This window comes from Micromonospora sp. L31, from assembly GCF_052068075.1.
GTDB lineage: Bacteria > Actinomycetota > Actinomycetes > Mycobacteriales > Micromonosporaceae > Micromonospora > Micromonospora purpureochromogenes.
The window spans coordinates 325,654-348,515 of record NZ_JBQHDC010000004.1; the positions used below are offsets into that span (position 1 = coordinate 325,654).

23 protein-coding genes are annotated in these 22,862 nt (G+C 71.0%); 13 read left to right on the forward strand and 10 right to left on the reverse strand.

The annotated features are described in order from the left end of the window. The first annotated feature begins 20 nt into the window (after nucleotides 1-20). Nucleotides 21-1,133 (forward strand): DmpA family aminopeptidase, encoded by a 1,113-nt coding sequence (locus ACTMS9_RS14230; RefSeq protein WP_441165147.1) that lies wholly within the window; start codon nucleotides 21-23, stop codon nucleotides 1,131-1,133. A gap of 29 nt (nucleotides 1,134-1,162) precedes the next feature. Here ACTMS9_RS14230 and ACTMS9_RS14235 read toward each other — a convergent pair whose 3' ends face one another. The 5 genes from ACTMS9_RS14235 to ACTMS9_RS14255 all read right to left on the reverse strand — a co-directional run bounded on the left by ACTMS9_RS14235 (nucleotide 1,163) and on the right by ACTMS9_RS14255 (nucleotide 5,302). Beyond that, on the reverse strand, nucleotides 1,163-1,393 hold the full coding sequence (locus tag ACTMS9_RS14235; protein WP_441165148.1) for a hypothetical protein: 231 nt from the start codon (nucleotides 1,391-1,393) through the stop codon (nucleotides 1,163-1,165). Nucleotides 1,394-1,698: 305 nt separating this feature from the next. Beyond that, nucleotides 1,699-2,967, reverse strand: coding sequence for an MFS transporter (locus ACTMS9_RS14240; RefSeq protein ID WP_441165149.1), 1,269 nt, complete (start codon nucleotides 2,965-2,967; stop codon nucleotides 1,699-1,701). Further along, nucleotides 2,967-4,385 carry an FAD-dependent oxidoreductase gene (locus ACTMS9_RS14245; protein ID WP_441165150.1) on the reverse strand — a complete coding sequence of 473 codons (1,419 nt, stop codon included), beginning with the start codon at nucleotides 4,383-4,385 and terminating at the stop codon, nucleotides 2,967-2,969. The genes ACTMS9_RS14240 and ACTMS9_RS14245 overlap by 1 nt, the downstream gene beginning before the upstream one ends. Before the next feature lie 75 nt (nucleotides 4,386-4,460). Continuing rightward, nucleotides 4,461-4,958: an N-acetyltransferase family protein gene (locus ACTMS9_RS14250; RefSeq protein ID WP_441165151.1), complete on the reverse strand. Its 498-nt coding sequence runs from the start codon at nucleotides 4,956-4,958 to the stop codon at nucleotides 4,461-4,463. Continuing rightward, nucleotides 4,958-5,302 (reverse strand): ArsR/SmtB family transcription factor, encoded by a 345-nt coding sequence (locus ACTMS9_RS14255; protein ID WP_441165152.1) that lies wholly within the window; start codon nucleotides 5,300-5,302, stop codon nucleotides 4,958-4,960. The genes ACTMS9_RS14250 and ACTMS9_RS14255 overlap by 1 nt, the downstream gene beginning before the upstream one ends. A gap of 278 nt (nucleotides 5,303-5,580) precedes the next feature. Between ACTMS9_RS14255 and ACTMS9_RS14260 the strand changes: the two genes are divergently transcribed. After that, nucleotides 5,581-5,958, forward strand: a complete 378-nt coding sequence (locus ACTMS9_RS14260) for an ArsR/SmtB family transcription factor (protein ID WP_441165153.1) — start codon at nucleotides 5,581-5,583, stop codon at nucleotides 5,956-5,958. On the opposite strand, the gene ACTMS9_RS14265 is transcribed toward ACTMS9_RS14260, so the two are convergent. Next, nucleotides 5,930-7,039 (reverse strand): flavin-containing monooxygenase, encoded by a 1,110-nt coding sequence (locus ACTMS9_RS14265; RefSeq protein ID WP_441165154.1) that lies wholly within the window; start codon nucleotides 7,037-7,039, stop codon nucleotides 5,930-5,932. The two genes, ACTMS9_RS14260 and ACTMS9_RS14265, sit on opposite strands and share 29 nt — an antisense overlap. Before the next feature lie 63 nt (nucleotides 7,040-7,102). Between ACTMS9_RS14265 and ACTMS9_RS14270 the strand changes: the two genes are divergently transcribed. The 4 genes from ACTMS9_RS14270 (at nucleotide 7,103) to ACTMS9_RS14285 (ending at nucleotide 10,012) form a co-directional block, all read left to right on the forward strand. Then, nucleotides 7,103-7,432, forward strand: coding sequence for an ArsR/SmtB family transcription factor (locus ACTMS9_RS14270; RefSeq protein ID WP_441165155.1), 330 nt, complete (start codon nucleotides 7,103-7,105; stop codon nucleotides 7,430-7,432). A gap of 215 nt (nucleotides 7,433-7,647) precedes the next feature. After that, entirely contained in the window at nucleotides 7,648-8,349 is a 702-nt protein-coding gene (locus tag ACTMS9_RS14275; protein ID WP_441165156.1) for an arsenate reductase/protein-tyrosine-phosphatase family protein, read from the forward strand. Between the two features lie 328 nt (nucleotides 8,350-8,677). Then, complete coding sequence (locus ACTMS9_RS14280) at nucleotides 8,678-9,424, forward strand: aquaporin (protein WP_441165157.1); 747 nt, start codon at nucleotides 8,678-8,680, stop codon at nucleotides 9,422-9,424. Nucleotides 9,425-9,604: 180 nt separating this feature from the next. Beyond that, on the forward strand, nucleotides 9,605-10,012 hold the full coding sequence (locus ACTMS9_RS14285) for an arsenate reductase ArsC (RefSeq protein ID WP_441146478.1): 408 nt from the start codon (nucleotides 9,605-9,607) through the stop codon (nucleotides 10,010-10,012). Between the two features lie 227 nt (nucleotides 10,013-10,239). Here ACTMS9_RS14285 and ACTMS9_RS14290 read toward each other — a convergent pair whose 3' ends face one another. Next, nucleotides 10,240-11,040 (reverse strand): DUF4184 family protein, encoded by an 801-nt coding sequence (locus tag ACTMS9_RS14290; RefSeq protein ID WP_441146480.1) that lies wholly within the window; start codon nucleotides 11,038-11,040, stop codon nucleotides 10,240-10,242. A 185-nt stretch (nucleotides 11,041-11,225) separates the two neighbouring features. Here ACTMS9_RS14290 and ACTMS9_RS14295 point away from each other — a divergent pair, with 185 nt between their 5' ends. Both ACTMS9_RS14295 and ACTMS9_RS14300 read left to right on the forward strand, forming a co-directional pair. Further along, nucleotides 11,226-12,968: a peptidoglycan recognition protein family protein gene (locus ACTMS9_RS14295; RefSeq protein ID WP_441165158.1), complete on the forward strand. Its 1,743-nt coding sequence runs from the start codon at nucleotides 11,226-11,228 to the stop codon at nucleotides 12,966-12,968. 313 nt (nucleotides 12,969-13,281) lie between these two features. Beyond that, nucleotides 13,282-13,953, forward strand: coding sequence for a DNA alkylation repair protein (locus ACTMS9_RS14300; protein WP_441165159.1), 672 nt, complete (start codon nucleotides 13,282-13,284; stop codon nucleotides 13,951-13,953). Nucleotides 13,954-14,106: 153 nt separating this feature from the next. On the opposite strand, the gene ACTMS9_RS14305 is transcribed toward ACTMS9_RS14300, so the two are convergent. Continuing rightward, entirely contained in the window at nucleotides 14,107-14,670 is a 564-nt protein-coding gene (locus ACTMS9_RS14305) for a PadR family transcriptional regulator (RefSeq protein ID WP_441146485.1), read from the reverse strand. A 77-nt stretch (nucleotides 14,671-14,747) separates the two neighbouring features. Here ACTMS9_RS14305 and ACTMS9_RS14310 point away from each other — a divergent pair, with 77 nt between their 5' ends. The 5 genes from ACTMS9_RS14310 (at nucleotide 14,748) to ACTMS9_RS14330 (ending at nucleotide 19,297) form a co-directional block, all read left to right on the forward strand. Then, nucleotides 14,748-15,164, forward strand: coding sequence for a nuclear transport factor 2 family protein (locus ACTMS9_RS14310; protein WP_441165160.1), 417 nt, complete (start codon nucleotides 14,748-14,750; stop codon nucleotides 15,162-15,164). 16 nt (nucleotides 15,165-15,180) lie between these two features. Beyond that, nucleotides 15,181-16,206, forward strand: coding sequence for an LLM class F420-dependent oxidoreductase (locus tag ACTMS9_RS14315; RefSeq protein WP_441146489.1), 1,026 nt, complete (start codon nucleotides 15,181-15,183; stop codon nucleotides 16,204-16,206). Nucleotides 16,207-16,323: 117 nt separating this feature from the next. After that, the gene (locus tag ACTMS9_RS14320) at nucleotides 16,324-16,476 is read left to right on the forward strand and encodes a hypothetical protein (RefSeq protein WP_441146491.1); all 153 of its coding nucleotides are present in this window, start codon (nucleotides 16,324-16,326) and stop codon (nucleotides 16,474-16,476) included. Beyond that, entirely contained in the window at nucleotides 16,473-17,939 is a 1,467-nt protein-coding gene (locus tag ACTMS9_RS14325; RefSeq protein ID WP_441146493.1) for a carboxyl transferase domain-containing protein, read from the forward strand. Before ACTMS9_RS14320 ends, ACTMS9_RS14325 begins: the two co-directional genes overlap by 4 nt. Before the next feature lie 170 nt (nucleotides 17,940-18,109). Further along, nucleotides 18,110-19,297: a hypothetical protein gene (locus ACTMS9_RS14330; RefSeq protein WP_441165161.1), complete on the forward strand. Its 1,188-nt coding sequence runs from the start codon at nucleotides 18,110-18,112 to the stop codon at nucleotides 19,295-19,297. A gap of 218 nt (nucleotides 19,298-19,515) precedes the next feature. Here ACTMS9_RS14330 and ACTMS9_RS14335 read toward each other — a convergent pair whose 3' ends face one another. Next, nucleotides 19,516-21,240, reverse strand: coding sequence for an FAD-dependent oxidoreductase (locus ACTMS9_RS14335; protein ID WP_441165162.1), 1,725 nt, complete (start codon nucleotides 21,238-21,240; stop codon nucleotides 19,516-19,518). Nucleotides 21,241-21,322: 82 nt separating this feature from the next. Further along, nucleotides 21,323-22,837 (reverse strand): glycerol kinase GlpK, encoded by a 1,515-nt coding sequence (glpK, locus tag ACTMS9_RS14340; RefSeq protein WP_441146499.1) that lies wholly within the window; start codon nucleotides 22,835-22,837, stop codon nucleotides 21,323-21,325. Nucleotides 22,838-22,862: the final 25 nt, after the last annotated feature.

The window sequence follows — 22,862 nt, forward strand, 5'->3', positions numbered from 1 at the left end:
ACCACCGACGGAGCCGGCCGGTGAAGCCGGGCGTTCGCGAGCTCGGGCTCCCGCTGCCCGGTGTACCTGGGACGAACAACGCCATCACCGATGTGCCGGGTGTGGAGGTCGGTGCGGTCACTCTGGTCGAGGGCACCGGAGCGCTCACGGTGGGCGTCGGTCCGGTCCGCACCGGCGTGACGGTGGTCCTGCCTCGGGGCCGAGCGGGGGTCGGGTCGGCGTGCGCGGCAGGAACGTCAGTGCTCAACGGCAACGGGGAGATGACCGGAGCGGCATTCATCGAGGAAGCGGGCCTGCTGGACCTTCCCGTCGTGCTGACCAACTCACATGCGGTCGGCGCCGGGCACCGCGGTGTCATTGACTGGGTGGTCGCCAACGTTCCGCGGCGGGCCGATCGGTGGATGTTGCCGGTGGTGGCCGAGACTTACGACGGCTATCTCAACGACATCAATGGCGAGCATGTGCGGGCGGCTACGGTCGCGCGAGCGATCGACGAGGCGGCCGGCGGGCCGGTGGCGCAGGGTTCGGTCGGAGGGGGTACCGGAATGTGCTGCTACGGCTTCAAGGGTGGCACCGGAACGGCCTCGCGGCTAGCAACCCTGGCGGACCGGAGCTACACGGTCGGCGTACTGGTGCAGGCCAATTTCGGCGCCCGAGAGGAGCTGGTCGTAGCCGGCGTACCGGTGGGCCGGGCGCTGCCGGGCGAGGATCCCCGCGCCGGCGCGTCGGTGCCGGCCGGCGCGGGGTCGGTCATCGCCGTGGTGGCGACCGACGCGCCACTGCTTCCCGGCCAGTGCAAGGCGCTGTCGCGGCGGGTGCCGCTCGGCTTGGCCCGCACCGGCACGACCGGGTCGCACTTCTCCGGCGACCTCTTCCTCACCTTCTCCACCGGGAATGAGGGTGGACTGGGCGCGGACCATCCGCAGCCCGGGACGGAACGCCTGGACACGCTCACCTACGTGCCCTGGGGTTTCATCGACCGGTTCTTTGACGCAGTGGTGCAGGCGGTCGAGGAGGCGGTGCTCAACGCGTTGTTCGTCAACGACGAGATGAGCGGCCGCGATGGTCACTGGATGCCCGCCCTGCCGGTCGATCTGGTGCTGGACCTGGTGCGGGCCGACCGGCGACCGTAGTTGATTGCCGGCCGGCACTTCAGGTTCGGTCAGTAGCCGTTGAGGCACTCGCAGTCCACCGCCGCCCTTCCGCACGTCCATCCGTAGGCCAGGCGGTAGGGGGTCCCGAGGTACGCCTTCGCCGCGTTGACCACGCTCGCGCGCACTCCCGCCGCCTGTGCCGCGCCGGCCGCGAGGAACGTTGATCCTGCCGCCGCCAGGGTCGCGGTCACGCCCACCGCCACGACGCGACCGGCCAACCGCCTCATGCTCGCACTCATAGCCGTGCCTCCTCCCGGTCGCCGAGCACCAACACCGCCGTCCTGGGCGGTAGTTGATCGTCTCGGACAGCAAAGAATAGATGAGCGTAACTGCAAAGGTGTGAGGCCAGGATGGACAGTTGTCGCGCCCGGCTGGCCGGCGAGCCACTACGGCGGCGTGCTACGGCGCTTGTCCTCCTGCAAAGAAGGGTCCCTATCGTGCTCCGAAAGTTGGGCTCCTCGCCCCGCCCTGGCCGCGTGCTACCACCCGGACCGCGCCGCCTGGGTGAGGGTCGGGTCGGTCCGAGTTGGTCACACATGCAGCCTCAGGTGTGGGCAGTGGAGGGTTGTGGCGCAGGAATTTTCGCTCGGGTGGTGATGCCGACGGCGGCGAGTGCGCAGCTGATGGCGACGGCGGTGAGCAGCGGTGTGTATCCGCCGACGGTGTGCAGGAGGATCGCGGCCGCGAGGGGCGCGGTGGCTTTGGCGATGGTGACGGGGGCGGCGAGTCGTCCGGCGATGGTGGCGTAGGCGGTGGTGCCGTAGCGGTCGGCGAGCAGGGCTGGGGTGGCGAGGCTGGTGATGCCGAAGCCGAGTCCGAAGCCGACGACGGTGATGACGGCGCCGGTGCGGGTGCCGGCGAGCAGCGGCATCGCGAGGACAGCGCCCGCCTGGGTGGCGAAGACGGCGGCCACGATGCTGGTGACGGGCAGGCGTCGGCGGGCGCCGGTGAGGATGAGCCTGCCAGTGACCGACAGGACGCCGAGCAGGCCGGTGGCGGTGGCGGCGAACGTGGCGGGGTGGCCGTGGCTGGTCAGGTAGCCGACGAGGTGAACGGTCATGGTGCTTGTCGCCGCACCCTGGGCGACGAAGGTACCGGCCAGGACCCAGAACCTGGCATCGCGCATCGCGGCCTTGACGATCGCACGCCGCTGGGCGGGATCCGGTGGTGTCGGCCCGGCAAGGGCCGTCGTCGCCGACGACGGGCGCCGGCGGATGGTGAGCGCGTGCAGGGGCACGGTGATCATGCCGTGGATGACGGCGAGGACGAGCAGCGCACCGCGCCAGCCGAGGTGTTCGGCCAGCAGGCCGGTCAGCGGCATGAAGATGGTGCTGGCGAATCCGGCCACGATCGTGACAGCCAACAGGGCGGTGGCGCGTCGGTCCGGGGTGAACCAGGAGACGATGACGGCGAAGGCGGGCTCGTAGAGCACCATCGCGCCGGTGATCCCGATGCCGATCATGACGGCGTAGAGCTGGGCGATGGAGTGAACCTGCGACCAGGCCACGAGCAGGGCGGTGGCGGTGATCGAACCGGCGGTCATCAGCGCGCGTCCGCCGTGGTGGTCGAGCCACCGTCCCACCGGGATGGCCATGACCGCGCCAGCAAGGACCGAGGCGGTCAGCGCGCCGGTCACGGCGGTGGTGGACGCGCCGAGGGCGACGGCCATCGGGCGCAGCAGGACGGCGTAGGCGTAGTAGAGGGTGCCGTAGCCGACGGTGGAGGTGACGGCGAGGGCGGCGACGATCCGCCAGCCGTGGGCGTGGTGCCCGCCGACCGCGGGGTCGGCGGGCACCGTCGTGGTGGTGGGCATCAGCTGCCGCAGCAGCCACCGGTCTGGCCGCCTGCGGGGGCGGCGTCGAGGGTGACCAGGTTCAGCGGCGCGGACAGCAGGCCACCGGTGATGCCGGTGGCGAGCCCGCGCGCTGCCGGTTCGCCGGTCGGGGCCGGCCCGCAGCAGCTGTCGCCGGTTGCGGAGTCGGCAGGATTGCTGTTGCAGACGCCGGTTTCGGGCAGGTCGAGCTGGACGTCGCGGGCGGCGTCCCAGTCGCCGGCGAGGGCGGCGACGACGGAGCGGACCTGCTCGTAGCCGGTGGCCATGAGGAACGTCGGCGCGCGGCCGTAGCTCTTCATGCCCACGGCGTAGTAGCCGACCTCCGGGTGGGACAGCTCGTCCACGCCGTGCGGGGGGACGGTGCCGCAGGAGTGCTCGTTGGGGTCGATCAGCGGGGCGAGGGCCCGGGTGGCGCCCATGACGGGGTCGAGGTCCAGGCGCAGCTCGGAGGCGATCGAGTGGTCCGGGCGGAAGCCGGTGGCCGCGACGATGCGGTCCACCGTGATCGACTCCTCGCCGCCGTCGGCGTGGCGCACGACCACCCTCACCCGGCCGTCGGTCGGGGTGAGGGTGTGCACGGAGAGGCCGGTGAGCAGCCGGATCCGGCCGGCGTCGACGTGCCCGCGCAGCCGGGAGCCGAGTGCGCCGCGCGCCGGCAGGGCGTCGGCGTCTCCGCCGCCGTAGGTGCGCGCCGGTGAGCCGGTCCGGATGGCCCAGGTCACCTCGGTGCCCGGCTCGCCGGCGGCCAGGTCCGCCAGGGACAGCAGGGTGTTCGCCGCCGAGTGGCCGGCGCCCACGACCAGGGTGTGCCGGCCGGCGAACCGGTCCCGGTCGGTGCCGAGCACGTCCGGCAGCGCGTGCTCCAGGAACGCGGCGACGGTGGCCTCGCCGCGGGCGGGCAGGCCGGAGGCGCCGAGCACGTTGGGGGTGCCCCAGGTGCCGGAGGCGTCGATCACCGCCCGGGCCAGGACCTCGTCACCGTCGGCGAGGCGGATCAGGAACGGCGTGTGCTCGCGGCCGGCGGTGCGCAGCCGGTCCAGGCCGAGGCGGCTGATCGCCTCCACCCGTGCGCCGTAGCGCAGGTGCGGCCTGAGCTGCGGCAGTTCGGCCAGGGACTGCAGGTAGTCGGCGGCGAGTTCCGCGCCGGTGGGCAGTGCCTCGAGGTCGGGGGCGACCCAGCCGGCGTCGTCCAGGAGGCGGCGGGCAGCGGGGTCGATGTTGTATCGCCACGGGGAGAAGACCCGCACGTGTCCCCACTGCCGTACGGCGGCGCCGGCGCAGTCGCCGGCTTCCAGGACGGTGAAGGCGATGCCGCGTTCGTGCAGGTTCGCGGCGGCGGCCAGCCCCACCGGGCCGGCGCCGATGACCACGGCGGGAAGGTTGTCCAGGGCCCTCATGGGTCACTCCTCTGTGTAGAGATCTGTCGAATCAAATAGGTGAACGGCGGCCCGTGTCCTCTGGGCCGGCGCTGGTCAGGTGATCGCGGGACTGCGGCGCTCCAGCAGGACGACGTCCCGCCAGCGGCCGTGGTGCCGTCCGACCCGCTCCCGCACGCCGATGACCCGGAACCCGGCGCGCTCGTGCAGGGCGAGGCTGGCGGTGTTCTCCGGGAAGACGCCGGACTGGATCGTCCAGATGCCGGCGGCCTCGGTGGAGGCGATCAGGGTCTGCAGCAGCAGCCGGGCGACGCCTCGGCCCTGCGCGGCCGGGTCCACGTAGACGGAGTGCTCCACCACCCCTGCGTAGACCGCCCGGTTCGAGGTCGGCGAGACCGCAATCCAGCCGAGCAGGGTGTCGTCGCCGTCGACGGCCACGAAGCGGTGCTCGGGCAGTTTCGCGACATCGAACGCCGCCCAGGTCGGCGTGGTGGTCTCGAAGCTGGCGTTGCCGGCGTCGAGTCCGGCCTGGTAGATCGCCAGGACCCGGTCGGCGTCGCTGGCGGCCATGGCACGGATGGTGATGTCGCCCATCAGCAGATTCCGTTCGGACTGGGGGCGGGCCGGCCCATGACGACGTCGGCGGCGGAGGGAAAGCAGCCGACACACGCGTCGTTGATCCGGTAGTGGCGGGCCGTTCCGGCCGGCTCCACCAGCACGAACCGCACCTCGGTGAGGATCTTGAGGTGCTGTGAGACGGTGGACTGGGCCAACCCGACCGCCGTGACGATCTCCCCCACGCTCATCGGCCGGGCATGGCGGGCCAGGTACTCCACGATCTGCACCCGGGTCGGGTCCGCGAGGGCCCGGAACCACGACGCATACGTCTGCGCCGTCGTCCGATCCAGCAGCTCGTCCGCCATCACCACGTCCTTCATCGTTTATCGCCGATAGGCGATAAAGCCTAACAGGCCCTCATTGGCCACCGCTGGCGCATGGCCGCACATGCGGCGGTGCGGGCAGCGTCGTAGCGGCGCCGAGCTCGCTGCCCTGTGGTGGTGACCTCGGCCCAGGAGTCACAGAACCGCACGCCAGTCGCCGGATACTTCGGCCTGCGCATGAACCCGACCATGGGCTCCCCTTCCCCAGACGTCTGTCTTGACGTCCGTCGAAGTAGAGACTTGCACGTTGATTAGATAGATGTCAACCTAGGGGCATGTCGAAGCAAGCGGCGCCTCTCACCCTCGTCGACCTGACCGCCGAGACCCCCTGCTGCCCTCCCCTGGCGGAGCGGCGGGTACCGGCCGAGACCGCCGCGGTGCTCGCGCCCGCGTTCAAAGCCCTCGGCGATCCGGTACGGCTGCGGCTGATGTCGATGATCGCTTCAGCCGAGGGCGGGGAGGCCTGCGTCTGCGACCTCACCCCCGCCTTCGATCTCACCGGCCCGACGATCTCGCATCACCTGAAGACGCTGCGCGAAGCAGGGCTGGTCGACGCCGAACGCCGGGGCACCTGGGTGTACTACCGGGCCCGGCCGGCCATGCTGCGCCAGCTCGCCGCGCTGCTCACCGTCGAACCGGCAGCCGCTCAGTAAGCCACCGCCGCCGGGGCGTTGCGCCGGACACGCGCTCGGCCAAGGCGGCGACGACGTGGGCGGCGTCGCGGCCGACCCCGCGCAGGGTGTTCGACGAGAACGAGCGTTGGAACTCCAACCCCAGGTAGACCAGCCCTGGGTGGGTGGTGGAGACGCCGGCCACCTGCCGCGGCGTCCCGCGCTCCAAGGTCCCGAGCGGAGCGAGATAGTCGAGATTCGGGCGGTAGCCGGTAGCGAAGATCACCGCGTCAACCACCTCAGAGCTGCGGTCGGCCCAGACGACCCCGTCAGGAGTGAAGGCGGTGAACATCTCCCGGCGGGCGAGGAGCCCGGAGGCGATGGCCTCGCGGTAGACGCCGGTGTCGAGCACGGCGGAGTGCCGGACGAGGCGGGTCAGCACCGCCCGTGGGAGCCGGTCCGCGCCGGTGACGTGGAACCAGTAATGCAGGTCCCGGCCGCGAATACGTTGCGGCACGAACTGGATCGGCGCCCTGGTGGCCAGCGTGACGTTCGCGTGCGACGCCAGTTCGTGGGCGACCTGGACGGCGGAGTTGCCGGCGCCGACGACGATGACCCGCTTGCCGGCGTACGGCTCGGGCCGGCGGTAGTGCGCGACGTGCCGCACTTCGCCGGCGTAGTCCTCCCGACGGGGAAGTACCGGAAGATGCGGGTTGCCGAAGGAGCCACTGGCGGCGATGACACCCGCCGCAGGGATCTCGTCACCGGTGTCCGTGCGAACCATGTACCCAGCACCCCGGCGCTGGTGCACGGCGGTGACGCGGACGCCGGTGCGGATGTCGGCATCCAGGCTGCCGGCGTAGCGGCGCAGGTAGGCGACAACCTCGTCGCGGGTGGGGTAGCGGTCGGGGTCTGCACCGCCGAACGCCTTGCCGGGCAGCGCACTGTATCGGGCCGGGGAGAACAGAGTGAGGCTGTCGTAGTAGTCGGGCCAGGACCCGACCGTCTCGACGCCCGCCTGCAGAACGACGGGGCGCAGGCCAACGGAGAGCGCGGCGCGAGCGGCGGCGAGGCCCGACTGGCCGCCGCCGACGATGATCAAGGGTTCGGACGAGGTGGTCACAGCACCATCATATTGTTATTTCGTTGAATGACAATATGGCGATGCTGCGGAAAGCTGGGAAGCATGGATGAGCCAGAGCCGGCCGCGGTCGCGCCCAGCGCCGGACCGCCCGGGCTGGCGCTGGACACGCAGGAGTTTCTCAAGGCGTTGGGCAGCCCGACGCGACAGCGGATCATGTTGCTGTTCGCGGGAGGTGCCGAGCTGTCGGTCGGGGAAGTGGCCGAACGCGCGGGGATCAGTCAGGCCACGGCGTCGCAACAGCTGACCCTGCTGCGCCGCGGGCGCGTGGTGACGTCGCGGCGCGACGGGAAGACCGTGTACTACCGGGCCGACCGCGACGGCGTTGCCGCGGCGTTGGCCGAGTTGCAGTCGTACCTGAAGACCTGCTGCTGACCGCGGCCTCAAGACGGAGCCGGCAACACCGCTCCCCTGCCCACCAGATGGGCGCCTCCTTGGGGCGAGTTACGCACGAGCTGGCCGACCGGCTTCAGGAGGGCCCCTCACCCGACTGCACCTTGCGCTCGGCCCGGGCGCGTCGGTAGGCACCCACCTGACCGCTGGCTTCTTCCGCTTGACGTTCCTTCAGTTACTCAGTAATCATTGAGTCAATGGCTACTGACCTTGTCTCTCTGCAGGGGCGCGCCCGGATTCACGCCGCGCTCGGCGACCCGGCGCGGCTGGCGATCGTGGACGCGCTCACCCTGGGTGACGCTTCCCCTGGCGAGATCGCCTCCGACCTGGGGATGCCGACGAATCTGGTTGCCCATCACGTCAAGGTCCTCACCGAGGCCGGCCTGGTGGTCCGTGGCCGGTCGGAGGGAGACCGTCGTCGTACCTACCTGCGGTTGCGACCGGCGGCCCTGGCGGCACTGACCCCGGCGCCGCTGGCCGGGGTCGGTCGGGTGGTGTTCGTCTGCACCCGCAACTCCGCCCGCTCGCAGCTCGCTGCCGCCATCTGGTCCGACCGCGCCCACACCTCGGCGGCATCCGCGGGGACGAAGCCCGCAGACCGGGTTCATCCTCGTGCTGTGGCTGTGGCTCAGCGACATGGGCTGGCGCTGAACCCGACCGGCACCTCTCACGTCGCGGACATCGTGCGCGATGACGACCTCGTCATCGCCGTCTGCGACAACGCCCACGAGGAACTCACCGGACCGGTCCGGCCTCGGCTGCACTGGTCAGTGCCCGACCCGGTCCGGCTGGACACCGATGCCGCGTTCGAGGCGGCGTTCGCCGACCTGGCCGCACGCGTCGAGCGGGTCGCCCCCGTCGTCACCCCCGCCATGAGTTCGGGAGATCGCCATCACTGACACCAGCACGTACGGTTCGCCACTGCTGGCAGCGCCCCGAACTACCTGCCGCTGCTCGCCGAGCGCTTCGCCCGCCAGCGCCTGCAGGCCCTGGCCCGCGTCGAGGGGCATCACCGCGACGGCCGGCCCGTCGCCCTGTTCCTGTGCACCCACAACGCCGGCCGCTCTCAGATGGCGCTCGGCTTCTTCACCCGCCTCGCCGGCGACCACGTCCGCGCCGCGGACGTGCGCCGGCTCCTCGACGAGCTGCACGTCCCCGCCAGCCGATAACCCTCGCCCCGGCCGAGAAGCGGCTCGGGACCTCACTGCAACGGGAGAGTAGAGACTGATGACCATCGCACTTTGGCGGCGCCTGCTGGCAGAGTTCACCGGCACCGCCCTGCTGGTCACCGCCGTGGTCGGCTCCGGCATCATGGCCACCGCGCTCTCCCCCGGCGACGTCGGCCTCCAACTGCTGGAGAACTCGATCGCCACCGCGTTCGCCCTCGGCGCGCTGATCCTGATCTTCGGACCGGTTTCCGGGGCCCACTTCAACCCGGTCGTCTCCGCCGCCGACTGGTTTCTCGGCCGCCGCGCCGGCAGCGGACTGACCGGCCGGGACCTCGGCGGCTACGTCGCCGCCCAGGCCGCTGGAGCGATCGGCGGGTCGATCCTGGCGAACCTGATGTTCGACCTGGCCGCCGTCGACTTCTCCGCCAAGGACCGCACCGCCGGGCACCTCTGGCTCGGCGAGGTCGTCGCCACCACCGGCCTGATCCTGCTGATCTTCGCTCTGGCCCGCTCCGGGCGCGCCCCCGTCGCCCCCGCCGCGGTCGGCGCCTACATCGGCGCCGCCTACTGGTTCACCTCGTCGACCTCGTTCGCCAACCCGGCGGTCACGATCGGGCGGGCGTTCACCGACACCTTCGCCGGCATCGCCCCCGCGTCCGTGCCCGGCTTCATCATCGCCCAGATCGTCGGCCTCGCCGTGGGCACCGGTCTCCTGGCCGCGCTCTACCCCGACGCCGGGCAGGCCGCAGACCAGGTGGTCGTGCCTACCGACGAGCGCGACCGGGCGCTCGACCACCGCTCATGAGCACCAACCCGGCGCACGGTGGCGCGGACGACTCGTATCGCGCCCTGGTCAATTCGCCGCGTCCGGCCGGCCGTTACCGGCTGCTCGACCGCAACAGCGACTCTGACCGGTCCCGCCCACAGCCCACTCGGAGGCGCCGGTGAACCGGCCCTGCGACCCGTACTGCAAGGAAGGCTCCTGATGTCCGACAAGCCCAGCGTCCTTTTCGTGTGCGTGCACAACGCCGGCCGCTCCCAGATGGCCGCCGGCTGGCTGCGCCACCTCGCCGGCGAGGCCGTCGAGGTTCGCTCCGCCGGCTCCGCCCCCGCCGAGACGGTCAACCCCGCCGCCGTGCAGGCCATGCGGGAGGTCGGCATCGACATCACCGATCAGACCCCCAAGCTCCTCGAGTACGCCACGGCCGAATCCTCGGACGTCATCGTGACCATGGGCTGCGGTGACGCCTGCCCGATCTTCCCCGGCAAGCGGTACGAGGACTGGAAGCTCGAGGACCCGGCCGGCAAGGGCGTCGAGGCCGTGCGCCCCATCCGCGACGAGATCCGCAGCCGAGTGGAGCAGCTGCTCACCGAACTGCGCCGCACCGCCTGACCCCGTCCCCCTCGCCGCCCGCCGACCACCGTCGGCGGGCGGCTGCACACTGAGCAGGAGCCCCTCGTGTCCGACCCGCACCGCTTGATCATCATCGGCTCCGGATCCGCCGGATACACCGCCGGACAGTCCGTTCGGTGAAGCGAATCCAAGGAAGCCTGACGGCGAGGAGATGGTGTGCGGTTGCACCGCCAGATCCGCCGGTCTCCCAGCGCTGACAGAGCCTGCTACAGCGACGAGGGTGGCACTTCCGAACGGCTCCCACGCACCACCGTGCGTGTGTCAGCGGGGGCGGTCCTAGCGCTCGTTGCTTGCACTGCCACGGCGGCGACGAGCAGCGCCCCGGCCGTGACACACAGCAGCCGTACGGTAGTCGCCCATGGCAGCTCCTTGGCTGGCATAAGTGGGGTCAGGGCGTACCCGATGATTGCGGCGGCGCCCGCGACGGACCAGAACAACCTCGGGCGGGTGGGGACCGGCGGTGGGTTGCCGTGCCAAGCGCGAACGAGCCGGCGGCGGCCGACCACGACGGCGACGCCGAGCGTGACCAGCGCGCCGACGAAACTGCTGGGAATGTCGGACACGGTCCACCAGGCGACGTCGCTGACCTGGTCCCAGTCGATGCCGAATACGGTGCGCAGCCACGCCACGGTGTGGGTTAGGTAGTCCCAGGCGATGTGACTGGCCGCGCCGAGCAGCGCCGATCCGGCGGTGATCTGCCAGGGGTGGCGCACTGTGGCGAGCACCCCGTAGTCGCGCAGCGCGAGCGGGCCGAGGTGGGGTAGGTGGGCGGCGAGGGTCCCGACGGTGGCGCGGACGAGCCACGCGCCGAGCAGCGCCACCGGCAGACACCACCACACCAGCGCGGTGAGAGTGTGGCTCTGCCACTCCGGTCCGACCCCGAGGAACGCGTATTTGATGTCGGGTGCGACCGCCCCGGTCGTCAGCGCGACACCGTCGAACCAGCGGGGTCGCCAGAGCTTGAGCGGGAGTACCACGCCCGGGTGCGACGGGAAGGTCAGCGGCATCGGCGCATCTTCCCACCCAGGGTCAATAGTGGCGGTGTCTGCGTGGTGCGCCGTACTTGAGGGACGTCTCGCGAAAGCAGCTCGATGGAGGCACATCTCGATCCGCCGCATCAACCTGAGCGAGTAACGCTCCGGACATTACCGGCGCTGAGCCCTCCGGTAGATCATTACGGAGGGACTCAGCTGTGAGATTGACGGGGATCCGCTGGAGCCGCCGGACGGCCGGCGTCGGGGCCGGCCTGGTGGCCACCGCTGTGGCCGGAACGGTCGGCCTGGTCGTGGTCGGCCTCGGCGAGGACGGGGCCGAGTGGGCAGCCGCGGAGGGGCCGGTCACCACGGCGCTGCACACCGTGGACTTCCCGACCGCTGACGACCGGGAGGTGGCCATCGCGCAGCGCGAGACCGACCGCTTCGCCATGGTCGGGGTGACCTGGGCGAACCCGAAGATCGATTTCGAGGGCAGTATCTCCGTCCGGACTCGGGCGGTCGGCGGCGGCTGGTCGGGCTGGCTGCCGCTGGATCTGGACAACCACTTCGGACCGGAGCCGGGTGCCGAGGCGACCTCCGGAAAGGCGCGCGGCGGCACGGACCCGCTGTGGGTCGGTCCCTCCGACGCGGTCGAGGTGCGCGCCAAGACCGCTGGCGGCAACGGCAGCCACCGGCTGCCTGCCGGACTGCGCCTGGAGCTTGTCGACCCGGGCCAGCCGAAGCGCCGCAAGGCCGCCGGGGCCGGTGCCGTGCACGTCCGCCCCGAGCGCCTCCAGCCGGTCGCCGAGGTACAGGCACTGGAACCCACCTCCACCGACCCGGCACCGACCGACACCACGACGACCGAGCCGGCGCCGACCGACACCACGACAACCGCGCCCGCGCCCACCGACACCGCCACCACGACGGCGCCGGTCGAGACCACCGCCCCGGCGCCGGCCGACACCACCGCACCCGCGCCGACCACCACCTCCGCCCCGGCGCCCACCACCAGCTCACCCACCGTGTCGCCCAGCCCCAGCACGCCCCCGAACCCGATCCCCGCGCCGAAGGTGGTCACCCGCGCGGGGTGGAAGGCCGACGAGTCGATCGTGCTGAGCCCACCGACGTACGGGACCACGGTCAATGCGTTCTTCGTACACCACACCGCCGGCACCAGCACCTACAGCTGCACGGACTCGGCCGCCATCGTCCGCGGCATCGAGGTCTACCACGTCAAGAGCAACGGCTGGAACGACATCGGCTACAACTTCCTCGTCGACAAGTGCGGCGTGATCTTCGAGGGCCGCAAGGGCGGCATCGACAAGCCGGTGACCGGGGCGCACACCTACGGCTTCAACACGAACACCGCCGCGATCGCCGTGCTCGGGACGTACATCACCTCCGGCGCGCCCACCGTCGTCCAGGACGCCGTCGCGCACGTCGCGGCGTACAAGCTCGGCCAGTACGGACACGACCCGTACGGCAAGGTGTCCCTGGTGTCCGCAGTCGACGGCAAGTACGACCAAGGCCAATCCGTGGTGATGAACCGCATCTCCGGTCACCGCGACGCGGTGGCGACGGAGTGCCCGGGCGACTCGCTCTACGCCCAGCTGAGCGGAATCCGGACCAGGGCGGCCAAGGTTTCCGGGCTGGCACTCGCCGGCCTCACCGGCCGCAAGTCCGGCACCACCTACCACACCCGGGGCACGTTCACCGCCTCCTGGTCGGTGGGCACGGCGAGTCACCTCATCAACAGCTTCGAGGTGCTGGTGGACGGGAAGGTGGTGCTCACCACGGCGGGCACCGCCCGGTCGGCCACGGTCACGGTCACGCCCGGCGCGCACACCCTGCAGATCCGTGCCGTGCACCGGCTGGGGTGGACCGACACCACCACCGCACAGTCCGTCATCGGCGACGCCGCCCAGCCGACCATCGGGACGCAGAGGAAGACTCGCTGACCGACGCGTGGGCGACGTCGGCGACAACTCGGCACCGGTACGCGCGGCTTAGGCACGCGCGTACCGGTGCGCGAGGTGAGCGTGCCGACTCCCCAAGGGCAGGGGCGCCGGTCAGCGCCCTGGGCACGCATTCGGCTTCTCCACTTCGTGCTGTGTTGAGGAACGCTCGCTCCCAGGTGGCGCCCGAGAACCGCTGCAGATTTGTGAGGACGAGTGATTTCGGGTCGGTGGTTGTCGCCGAACCGGCGTGTACGACTGGAGGCCGCCCTCCCGTCGTAGGCTGCATCCCGCACGTGATGGACAGGAGGCTGAGGTGGCCGAGACGACGCTGACCGAGGTGATGGCCGAGCTGGCCGAGCTCGAGGACCCGAAGGCACGCCAGGTGAACGAGAGACACGGCGACGATCACGGTGTGAACCTCAGCAAGCTGCGCGCGCTCGCCAAGCGGCTGAAGACGCAACAGGAACTCGCGTGCCAGCTCTGGAAGACGGGTGACACCGCGGCGAGACTGCTGGCGATCCTGATCTGCCGCCCGAAGGCGTTCGAGCGTGACGAGTTGGACGTCATGTTGCGCGAGGCGCGCGCACCCAAGGTGCACGACTGGCTCGTGAACTACGTGGTGAAGAAGAACCCGCACTCCGAAGAGCTGCGCCTGGCCTGGTCCGCCGATCCGGATCCGGTGGTCGCGAGTGCCGGCTGGGCGCTGACCACCGAACGCGTGGCGAAGAAGCCCGAGGGCCTGGACCTCGCAGGACTGCTCGACGTCATCGAGGCGGAGATGAAAGACGCCCCGGATCGCCTGCAGTGGGCGATGAACCACTGCCTGGCTCAGATCGGGATCGAGCACGCCGAGTACCGCACCCGCGCAATCGACATCGGTGAGCGCCTGGCGGTGCTCAAGGACTACCCGACCTCCCCGGGCTGCACATCTCCGTTCGCGCCCACCTGGATCACCGAGATGGTGCGCCGACAGCACGACAAGTAGGAAGGTCCGCGCTCACACCCCAACACGGGCTGCGCCTTCATGGCGCCATCCCGCGCGGCTGACAGCCACTCTTCGCGAGGTAGGTGCGTAGCGCCGCCATGATCACCTTGGTTCGTAGCGCCCCACCCTGCGCTGATGGCACTGATAGCGGGGTCAGGCCGGCAGCGGCGCCCGGGCGCGCAGCAGCGCCGCGGCCTGCTCGCACCACTCGCGGTTCTCCTGCTCGAACCGGCGGCCGCGCAGACACGTCAGGTACGGCCCGATCCGGTCGCCTTCGCGCAGGAACGTCTCCTCGTCCAGCTCGCCACGCAACCGCCGGAGCATCCGGTCGAAGATCTCCACCTTCGCCGCGGCCGCGACCGCCCGCTCCTCGAGCTGGGCGATGACCGGGGCCGGGTCCAGCCGGTCGACGGCCTGGACCATGACGAGCAGGTCCTCCCGGATGGACGTCGGCTTCGACGGCGTCGCGGTGAACGCGGCCAGCTCCGCGAGGCCGGCGTCGGTGACCGTGAACAGTCGCTTGTTGGGCCGGTCGTGCTGGATGACCTTTCGGCCGACGATCAGCCCCTCGCGCTCCAGCTTGGCCAGTTCGCCGTAGAGCTGCTGGGGCACCGCGTACCAGAAGTTCGCCAGCGACACGTCGAAGACCTTGGCCAGCTGATACCCGCTGTACTCGCCGTCGAGCAGTGCCGCCAGCACCGCGTGGCGCAACGCCATCGGCGCAACCTCCCACTTCCCTCGTCGCATAGTCAGTGATATGACTATTCCTATCGTTGACTATAGGGGAGGCCGCCGTGACGACCGTCGAGCGGTTCCGTGCCGCCGTCGAGGACCGCGACCTGGACGCGTTCGACGGGCTGTTCAGCCCGGACGTCCGCTTCTTCAGCCCGGTGAAGTTCACGCCGTTCGAGGGGGCGCAGGCCGTTCATGGGCTCCTCGGCGTCCTCCTGCGCACCTTCGAGGACTTTCGGTACGTCGGGCAGCTGGCCGGCGAGGCCGAGATCGGCACGGCGGGCCGGCCGGTCGAGTCGCACATCCTCATCTTCCGCGCGACCGTGCGCGGCAAGCAGATCCACGGCCTCGACCTGCTCCAGCTCGGCGACGACGGTCTGATCGAGGAGTTCACGGTCATGGTCCGCCCCCTGTCCGCCGTCACCACGTTGAGCGAGGCGGTCGTCGCCGGTCTCGCCGCCGACGGCATCGCCCCGTGACATGGAAGGTCGCGCGATGAAACTCGGGTACACCACCGGCTACTGGTCCTCCGGCCCACCCGCCGGCGTCACGGAGGCCATCGCGGAAGCCGACCGCCTCGGCTTCGACTCGGTCTGGGCCGCCGAGGCGTACGGGTCGGACTGCCTGACCCCGCTCGCCTGGTGGGGCGCCAGCACCTCCCGGGTGCGGCTGGGTACCAACATCATGCAGATCTCGGCCCGTACGCCGACCGCCGCCGCGATGGCGGCGCTCACCCTCGACCACCTGTCCGGCGGTCGGTTCATCCTCGGGCTCGGCGCCTCCGGCCCGCAGGTCGTGGAGGGATGGTACGGCCAGCCGTACCCGCGGCCGCTGGCCCGCACCCGGGAGTACATCGAGATCATCCGCACCGTCCTCGCCCGCACCGGCCCGGTCCAGTACGACGGTGACTTCTACCAGCTGCCGCAGCGCGTCGGCACCGGCCTCGGCAAGCCACTGAAGTCCACCGTCCACCCGCTGCGCACCGACATCCCCATCTTCCTTGCCGCCGAAGGGCCGAAGAACGTGGCGCTCGCCGCCGAGATCGCCGACGGCTGGCTGCCGTTGTTCTTCTCCCCCAAGGCGGACGGCTTCTACCGCAACGCGCTGGCCGAGGGCTTCGCCCGCCCGGGCGCCCGCCGCGGTCCGGACGAGTTCGAGATCGCCGCGACAGTGCCGATCGTCGTCGACGACGACGTGGAGCGGGCGGCCGATCGGATCCGGCCGTTCGTCGCGCTGTACGTCGGCGGCATGGGTGCCAAGTCGGCCAACTTCCACCGGGACGTCATCGCCCGTCTCGGCTATGAGCGGGAGTGCGACGTCATCACCGAGGCGTACCTTGCGGGCAACAAGCAGGAGGCGATCGCCGCCGTGCCGACCGCACTGGTCGAGGACATCGCGCTGATCGGGCCGACCGCAAAGATCAAGGACGAGCTGCAGCGGTGGCGCGAGAGCGTGATCACCACGCTGCTGGTTTCGGGCGGCCCACGGCAGCTGCGCCAGATCGCCGAGCTGGTCGACTGACGACACGGGTCGACCGTGGAAGGCACTCCCCTACGCGGGACCCCCTTGACGAGAACCAATCTTCCGAGGTCTTCCTCTCTCTCCATTGCCGGAGCCCGCGACGACTATGGTGTGATCATGGCTGGCGACGAGGTTGACGAGGCCGCCTCGGAAGCACTGTGCCCGACGCTGTGGAGCCGGCGCACCGGTGAGGAGTCATTCTTCGACCGCGGTCCGGGCTGTGCGCGGCTCTCCGGCGGCCGCCCGTACGCGGAGGTCGACCGGGTGTGAGGAGATCGGCACGGGACCTGATCGAACTGGTCATCGACCCCGGCACGTGGGTGTCGTGGGATGAGGCGGTTGCGGATCCGACCCCGCTCGACGCCGATTATGCGGCTGCCCTGGCCGCCGCGCGCCGGACTACCGGCGTCGACGAGGCGGTCATCACCGGCGCGGGCCGGCTCGGCGGGCGGCGGGTCGCCGTCATCGCCGGCGAGTTCGCATTTCTCGGCGGCTCGATTGGCGTCGCGGCGGCCGAGCGGCTCACCCGGGCCGTCGAGCGGGCGACCGCCGAGGGGATTCCGTTGCTTGCCGCGCCCGCGAGCGGCGGCACCCGGATGCAGGAAGGATCGATCGCGTTCCTGCAGATGGTGAAGATCAGCCAGGCGATCACCGCGCACAAGGCCGCGGGGTTGCCATACCTCGTCTATCTACGACATCCGACAACCGGCGGCGTGTACGCGTCGTGGGGGTCCCTCGGGCACCTGACAGTCGCCGAGCCGGGCGCGCTGATCGGCTTCCTCGGGCCGAAGGTGCACGAGGCGCTGACCGGCTCGCCGTTCCCGGCCGGCGTGCAGGTTGCCGAGAACCTCCACAAACACGGTCTGATCGACGCGGTCGTTGCGCCGGAGCAGGTGGCGCCGCTGGCCGACCGAGCGCTGGCCACTCTTAGCGCGCCGCGCCGTCTCCCCCGTCCGCCGAGCCCGGTGGAGGACCCGCCCGGCGAAAGCACCGCCTGGGACGCCGTCCGGCGATCCCGCCGGGCAGACCGTCCCGGAATCCGTCGACTGCTGAGACACGCCGGCCGGGATGTCGTGCCGTTGCACGGCACGCAGAGCGGCGAAACCGGAGCCGGTGTGATGGTGGCGCTGGCCCGCTTCGGGGAAGCCCCCGCCATGGTCGTCGGACACGATCGGCGCGACAGCCCGCCTGACCCCGCCGGCCTGCGGGCCGTCCGGCGGGGGTTCAAGCTCGCCGCAGAGTTGGGGCTGCCCGTCGTCACCGTTGTCGACACGCCGGGCGCCGCCCTGTCGCCACAGGCCGAGGAGGGTGGCCTGGCCGGAGAGATCGCCCAGTGCCTTGCCGATCTCGTCACCCTGCCGGTGCCGACCCTCTGCGTGTTGTTGGGTCAGGGCAGCGGCGGCGCCGCCTTGGCCCTGCTGCCGGCCGACCGTGTCATCGCCGCGGCGCACGGCTGGCTCTCGCCGCTGCCGCCGGAGGGCGCGTCGGCGATCCTCCATCGCACCGTCGAGCGGGCGCCACAGGTCGCCGCCGCGCAGGGCATCCGCGCGCAGGACCTGCGGGCAAGGGGCATTGTGGACCGGATCGTGGCCGAGCGACCCGACGCCGCCGACGAGCCCGCGGCGTTCCTCGACCGGCTGGGGGCGGTACTGGCGCACGAGCTGGCCACCCTGCTCGACGTCGACCCGGCGGACCGCCGCCAGACCCGCCGGGTCCGTTACCGTCAACTCTGACCGCAAACTCTCGCCGCCCCGCGCCGCGCGCGAGATCCCGGGCGCTCTGTCAGCGGCAGAAGAGGATGGCGAAGCCGGGCGGGCATCGCGAACGTGGATCGGCGTCGCGGTGTGCGACGTGCGTACGGTAAGGACCTGGGCCGCTACCTGTCCGGCCGTACCATCTCCCGGTGATCTCCCCCCGCCGACGGCTGGTCGCCGCGTCCATCCTCCTGATGTTGGAGGCGGTGGCGTTCGCGCTGTTCGTCACCGAGTCCGTGACGGGTGCGATCGTCGCCGTTGGCTTCACCTGCGTGTCGTTGTGGGTGCACGTCGTCCTGCACGAGTGCGGGCACCTCGTCGTGGCGAAGCTGCTGCGTCTGCCGGTCATCGCGGTCCGTATCGCACCCTTTACCGGGTGGCGGAACGAAGTATCGGTCCGGCCGGCGCCGTCGGCGACGGCGTTGCCGCTGCGGATGGTGCTGTTCTACCTCGGTGGCCCGATGGCGAACCTGTGCACTGCGACGGTGCTCGGTACCGCAACAGCGTTGACGAGCACGCCGTTGACACGCGTCGCACTGCTCGGCGCAGCGCTTTGTGCGGCGCTGCTCGGGGTGGTCAATCTCATTCCCGGGATATCGCCCCGCAGTGACGGCCGCAACCTGCTTCGCTGGCTCCTGACGCCAACAGCCACCCGCGCCGCGCTACGGGCGGGCTACTACCAGGAGGAGGTAAGCAGGACGTTCCGGACGATTGCCCGAGGGGAGGTTGACGACGATCGTCTCGGAGATCCGGTTCGCGACGGCAACGACCCGCGACTCGCGCTCGCTGCCTTCCAACGGCGCTGGAGCACGGGACACGCGCAGTCGGCGGCGGACTTCATCGCCGACGCGGAGCGGCTCGCGGCGCTGGCTCGCGCCGACAGCACCGATCCCATGGCCGCCGCCGCAATCGGGCAGGTACTCACCGTCCAGTTCGGCTTGTGGTACCTGTACGCCGCAGTGGTGAACGGATCGCCGGTCGAACACCGAGAGGTGTTGGAGATCTCGGAACTGGCTCAGCTCGCCTTCCACGTGCAGCCGCACATGTTGTCCGCGCGTGTCGCCATGAGCCTGGCTCATCTGCTCAACCAGCGGCCGGAGCATGCGCGGTCGCTGCTTCTCGACATTCGGCCGGGTGTTGATCCGCCGGACCTGTGCAGCGTCGCGTTTCTCCTGCGGGCCATCGCCGAGTGTTACCTCGGCAACCACGCCGATGCGGACACCCTCATCAGGGCGGCCGGCGGCGACTACCAGCAACTGACACAGGTCGTTGCCGCGATCCAGGCAGCCGATCCGGTGCCGCCCTTGTTCGCCCTGGCATCGATGGCTAACACCTGACCGGCTTGCCTGCGCCAGCAGACGCGGACCGTGTCAGGCTTGGTCGAGGTGACCGGCGGGATGGCTCCCTCATCGGCTGCCCACCGCGATTTGGTGTGGCTCTCAGATGGCATGCGTCCTGCCGGTCACCGTGGCGGGAGAGGCTCAAGTGCTTGGTGACCTCTTCGGGGCCGCCGAAGAGGTCACCACGCAAGACCCGCTGACCCGCCGGAGCCCGCTCAGGCTGCCATGGCCGCCACCGGCACCACGTCGGGCGTGCCCAGCCGGACGGCGTCGGCCCCCGCGTCGTCGGGCTGCTCGTGCGCGGCCCGCTCGGCCCGGACGCGCGCGACGTAGTGCGCCACCTCCCGGTCGACCCGCTCGTCGTCCCAGCCAAGGACCGGCGCCATCAGTGTCGCCGCAGGCCGGGCGGCCAGCAGGCCACGGTCGAAGGTCTCGATCGAGATGTGGGTGCGCCGGGTGAGCACGTCCTCCAGGTGCAGCGCCCCCTCGGCGGACGCCGCGTAGACGACCTCCACCCGCAGGTAGTCCTCCGCGCCGTCGAGCGGCTCACCGAGCGTGGGATCCTCCCGCAGCAGCGCCAGAACCTCGTCGACGGCGGCGCCGTAGCGCCGCAGCAGGTGCTCCACGCGCTCGGTGTGCATGCCGAACTGCTGCGCCAGCCGGCGACGCTGGTTCCACCGGGCGACGTAACCCTCGGCGCCGAGCAGCGGCATCCGGTCGGTGCAGGAGGCGGGTACCGCAGCGCCGAAGCCGCGCACCGCCTCGTCGACCGCGTCGCGCGCCATCACCCGGTACGTCGTGTACTTGCCGCCGGCCACCACCACGAGCCCGGGCACCGGGCTGACCACGGTGTGCTCCCGCGACAGCTTGGCGGTCGCCTCGGACTCCCCGGACAACAGCGGGCGCAGGCCGGCGTACACGCCCTCGACGTCATCGCGGGTCAGCGGGGTGGCCAGCACCGCGTTGACGTGCTCCAACAGGTAGTCGATGTCCCGGCTGGTCGCCGCCGGATGCGCCTTGTCCAGGTCCCAGTCGGTGTCGGTGGTGCCGATCAGCCAGTGCCGGCCCCACGGGATCACGAACAGGACGCTGGACTCGGTACGCAGGATCAGGCCGGTGCTGGACCGGATCCGGTCGCGTGGGACCACCAGGTGGATGCCCTTGGAGGCGCGCACCTGGAACTGCCCCCGCTCGCCGACGAGGGCCTGGGTGTCGTCGGTCCACACCCCGGTGGCGTTGATGACCTGCCGGGCGCGCACCTCGAACACCTGGTCGGTTTCCAGGTCGTGCACCCGCGCGCCGGTGACCCGGGCGCCCTCGCGCAGCAGACCCACGACGCGAGCCCGCGACAGCGGGTGCGCCCCGTGCCCGGCGGCGGTGCGGACGAGGCAGGTCACCAGCCGGGCGTCGTCGACCTGCGCGTCGTGGTACTGCAGGGCGCCGACCAGCGCCTCCGGCCGCAGCGACGGGCAGGCGCGCAGCGCCCCGCGGCGGCTCAGGTGCCGGTGGGTCGGCACGCCGCGCGCATGGGTGCCGGAGAGGCTCATCGCGTCGTAGAGCAGCACGCCGGCGCCGGCATACAGGCGTTCCCAGCCCCGGTGGCGCAGCGGGTAGAGGAACGGCACCGGGCGGACCAGGTGCGGCGCGAGCCGCTGCAGGAGCAGACCCCGCTCGCGCAGGGCCTCGCGGACCAGCCCGAAGTCCAGCATCTCGAGGTAGCGCAGGCCACCGTGGATGAGCTTGCTGGACCGGCTCGACGTGCCGCTGGCCCAGTCGCGGGCCTCGATGAGCCCGACCGACAGGCCGCGGGTGACGGCGTCGAGAGCGCAGCCGGCGCCGGTGACGCCGCCGCCGATCACCAGGACGTCCAGTTCCTGACCGCTGCTGAGGGCGGCCAGGGACCGCTCACGGGCGGCCGGTGACAGTGTCGCGGAGTGCATCCGTCTTCTCTCTCCTGGGAGGGGTGGGGGCGGCCGGCGACGGGCGCCGGCCGCCCGGATCCTTGAGGGGTGGGGCCGGCGGTCAGTCGACGTCGACCCAGTCGAGGGTGCGCTGGACCGCCTTCTTCCACCGGGTGTAGCCGGTCTCGCGCTGCTCCGGCGACCAGGTGGGCTGCCAGCGGTGGCTCTCGTTCCAGTTCTCGCGCAGCTCGTCGGTGTTCTTCCAGAAGCCGACGGCGAGGCCGGCGGCGTACGCGGCGCCGAGCGCGGTGGTCTCGGCGACCACCGGCCGGCTCACCGGCACGCCGAGGATGTCCGCCTGCAGCTGCATGCACAGGTCGTTGACGGTGACGCCGCCGTCGACCTTGAGGACCTCGAGGTGCACCCCGGAGTCCTGCTCCATGGCCTCGGCGACGTCCCGGCTCTGGTAACAGATGGACTCGAGGGTGGCCCGGGCGATGTGGGCGTCGGTGTTGAACCGGGAGAGGCCGACGATCGCGCCGCGGGCGTCGGAGCGCCAGTACGGGGCGAACAGGCCGGAGAACGCCGGCACGAAGTACACGCCGCCGTTGTCCGCCACCTGGCGGGCCAGGATCTCGCTCTGCCCGGCGTTACTGATGATCTTGAGCTGGTCGCGCAGCCACTGCACGGCCGAGCCGGTGACCGCGATCGAACCTTCGAGCGCGTACACCGGGGCGTCGTCACCGAACTGGTAGCACACCGTGGTGAGCAGCCCCGCCTCCGACCGTACGATCTCCGTGCCGGTGTTGAGGAGCATGAAATTTCCCGTGCCGTAGGTGTTCTTCGCCTCGCCCGGGGCGAAGCAGACCTGCCCGACCGTGGCGGCCTGCTGGTCGCCCAGGTCGCCGGTGAGCGGGACCGGGCCGTTGAACGGGCCGTTCACGGTGCTGCCGTACGAGCGCGGGTCGGACGACGGCCGGATCTGCGGCAGCATGGCCCTGGGGATGTCGAAGAACGACAGCAGCTCGTCGTCCCAGTCCAGCGTCTCCAGGTTCATCAGCATCGTGCGGCTGGCGTTGGTGGGGTCGGTGACGTGCACCCCGCCCTCCGTGCCGCCGGTGAGGTTCCACAGCAACCACGTGTCGGTGTTGCCGAAGAGTGCCTCGCCGCGTTCGGCGGCCTCCCGGACCCCGTCGACGTTCTCGAGGATCCACTGGATCTTTCCGCCGGAGAAGTACGTCGCCGGCGGAAGGCCGGCCTTGCGCCGGATGATGTCGCCCTTGCCGTCGCGTTCCAGGGCCGAGGCGATCCGGTCGGTACGGGTGTCCTGCCAGACGATGGCGTTGTAGTAGGGCCGCCCGGTGCGGCGGTTCCACACGACCGTGGTCTCGCGCTGGTTGGTGATGCCGAGCGCGGCCAGGTCGGAGGCGGTCAGGCCGCGCTCGTTCATCGCGGTCTGGATGACCGTCTGGGTCCGCTCCCAGATCTCGAGGGGGTTGTGCTCCACCCAGCCGGCCTGCGGCAGGATCTGCTGGTGCTCGAGCTGGTGGCGGCCGACCTCGTTGCCGCCGTGATCAAAGATCATGAATCGGGTGCTGGTGGTGCCCTGGTCGACCGCGCCGACGAAGTCAGCCATTCGGGTGTCTCCTTCTGTGTTCGTC

What these genes read in the sequence shown, in the direction of transcription:
- ACTMS9_RS14235 (WP_441165148.1), bottom strand. Translation starts at nt 1,393, where the DNA reads ATGAGTGCGAGCATGAGGCGGTTGGCCGGTCGCGTCGTGGCGGTGGGC.
- ACTMS9_RS14240 (WP_441165149.1), bottom strand. Translation starts at nt 2,967, where the DNA reads ATGCCCACCACCACGACGGTGCCCGCCGACCCCGCGGTCGGCGGGCAC.
- ACTMS9_RS14245 (WP_441165150.1), bottom strand. Translation starts at nt 4,385, where the DNA reads ATGAGGGCCCTGGACAACCTTCCCGCCGTGGTCATCGGCGCCGGCCCG.
- ACTMS9_RS14250 (WP_441165151.1), bottom strand. Translation starts at nt 4,958, where the DNA reads ATGGGCGACATCACCATCCGTGCCATGGCCGCCAGCGACGCCGACCGG.
- ACTMS9_RS14255 (WP_441165152.1), bottom strand. Translation starts at nt 5,302, where the DNA reads ATGAAGGACGTGGTGATGGCGGACGAGCTGCTGGATCGGACGACGGCG.
- ACTMS9_RS14260 (WP_441165153.1), top strand. Translation starts at nt 5,581, where the DNA reads ATGTCGAAGCAAGCGGCGCCTCTCACCCTCGTCGACCTGACCGCCGAG.
- ACTMS9_RS14270 (WP_441165155.1), top strand. Translation starts at nt 7,103, where the DNA reads ATGGATGAGCCAGAGCCGGCCGCGGTCGCGCCCAGCGCCGGACCGCCC.
- ACTMS9_RS14275 (WP_441165156.1), top strand. Translation starts at nt 7,648, where the DNA reads ATGGCTACTGACCTTGTCTCTCTGCAGGGGCGCGCCCGGATTCACGCC.
- ACTMS9_RS14280 (WP_441165157.1), top strand. Translation starts at nt 8,678, where the DNA reads ATGACCATCGCACTTTGGCGGCGCCTGCTGGCAGAGTTCACCGGCACC.
- ACTMS9_RS14285 (WP_441146478.1), top strand. Translation starts at nt 9,605, where the DNA reads ATGTCCGACAAGCCCAGCGTCCTTTTCGTGTGCGTGCACAACGCCGGC.
- ACTMS9_RS14290 (WP_441146480.1), bottom strand. Translation starts at nt 11,040, where the DNA reads ATGCCGCTGACCTTCCCGTCGCACCCGGGCGTGGTACTCCCGCTCAAG.
- ACTMS9_RS14305 (WP_441146485.1), bottom strand. Translation starts at nt 14,670, where the DNA reads ATGGCGTTGCGCCACGCGGTGCTGGCGGCACTGCTCGACGGCGAGTAC.
- ACTMS9_RS14315 (WP_441146489.1), top strand. Translation starts at nt 15,181, where the DNA reads ATGAAACTCGGGTACACCACCGGCTACTGGTCCTCCGGCCCACCCGCC.
- ACTMS9_RS14320 (WP_441146491.1), top strand. Translation starts at nt 16,324, where the DNA reads ATGGCTGGCGACGAGGTTGACGAGGCCGCCTCGGAAGCACTGTGCCCG.
- ACTMS9_RS14335 (WP_441165162.1), bottom strand. Translation starts at nt 21,240, where the DNA reads ATGCACTCCGCGACACTGTCACCGGCCGCCCGTGAGCGGTCCCTGGCC.
- glpK (WP_441146499.1), bottom strand. Translation starts at nt 22,837, where the DNA reads ATGGCTGACTTCGTCGGCGCGGTCGACCAGGGCACCACCAGCACCCGA.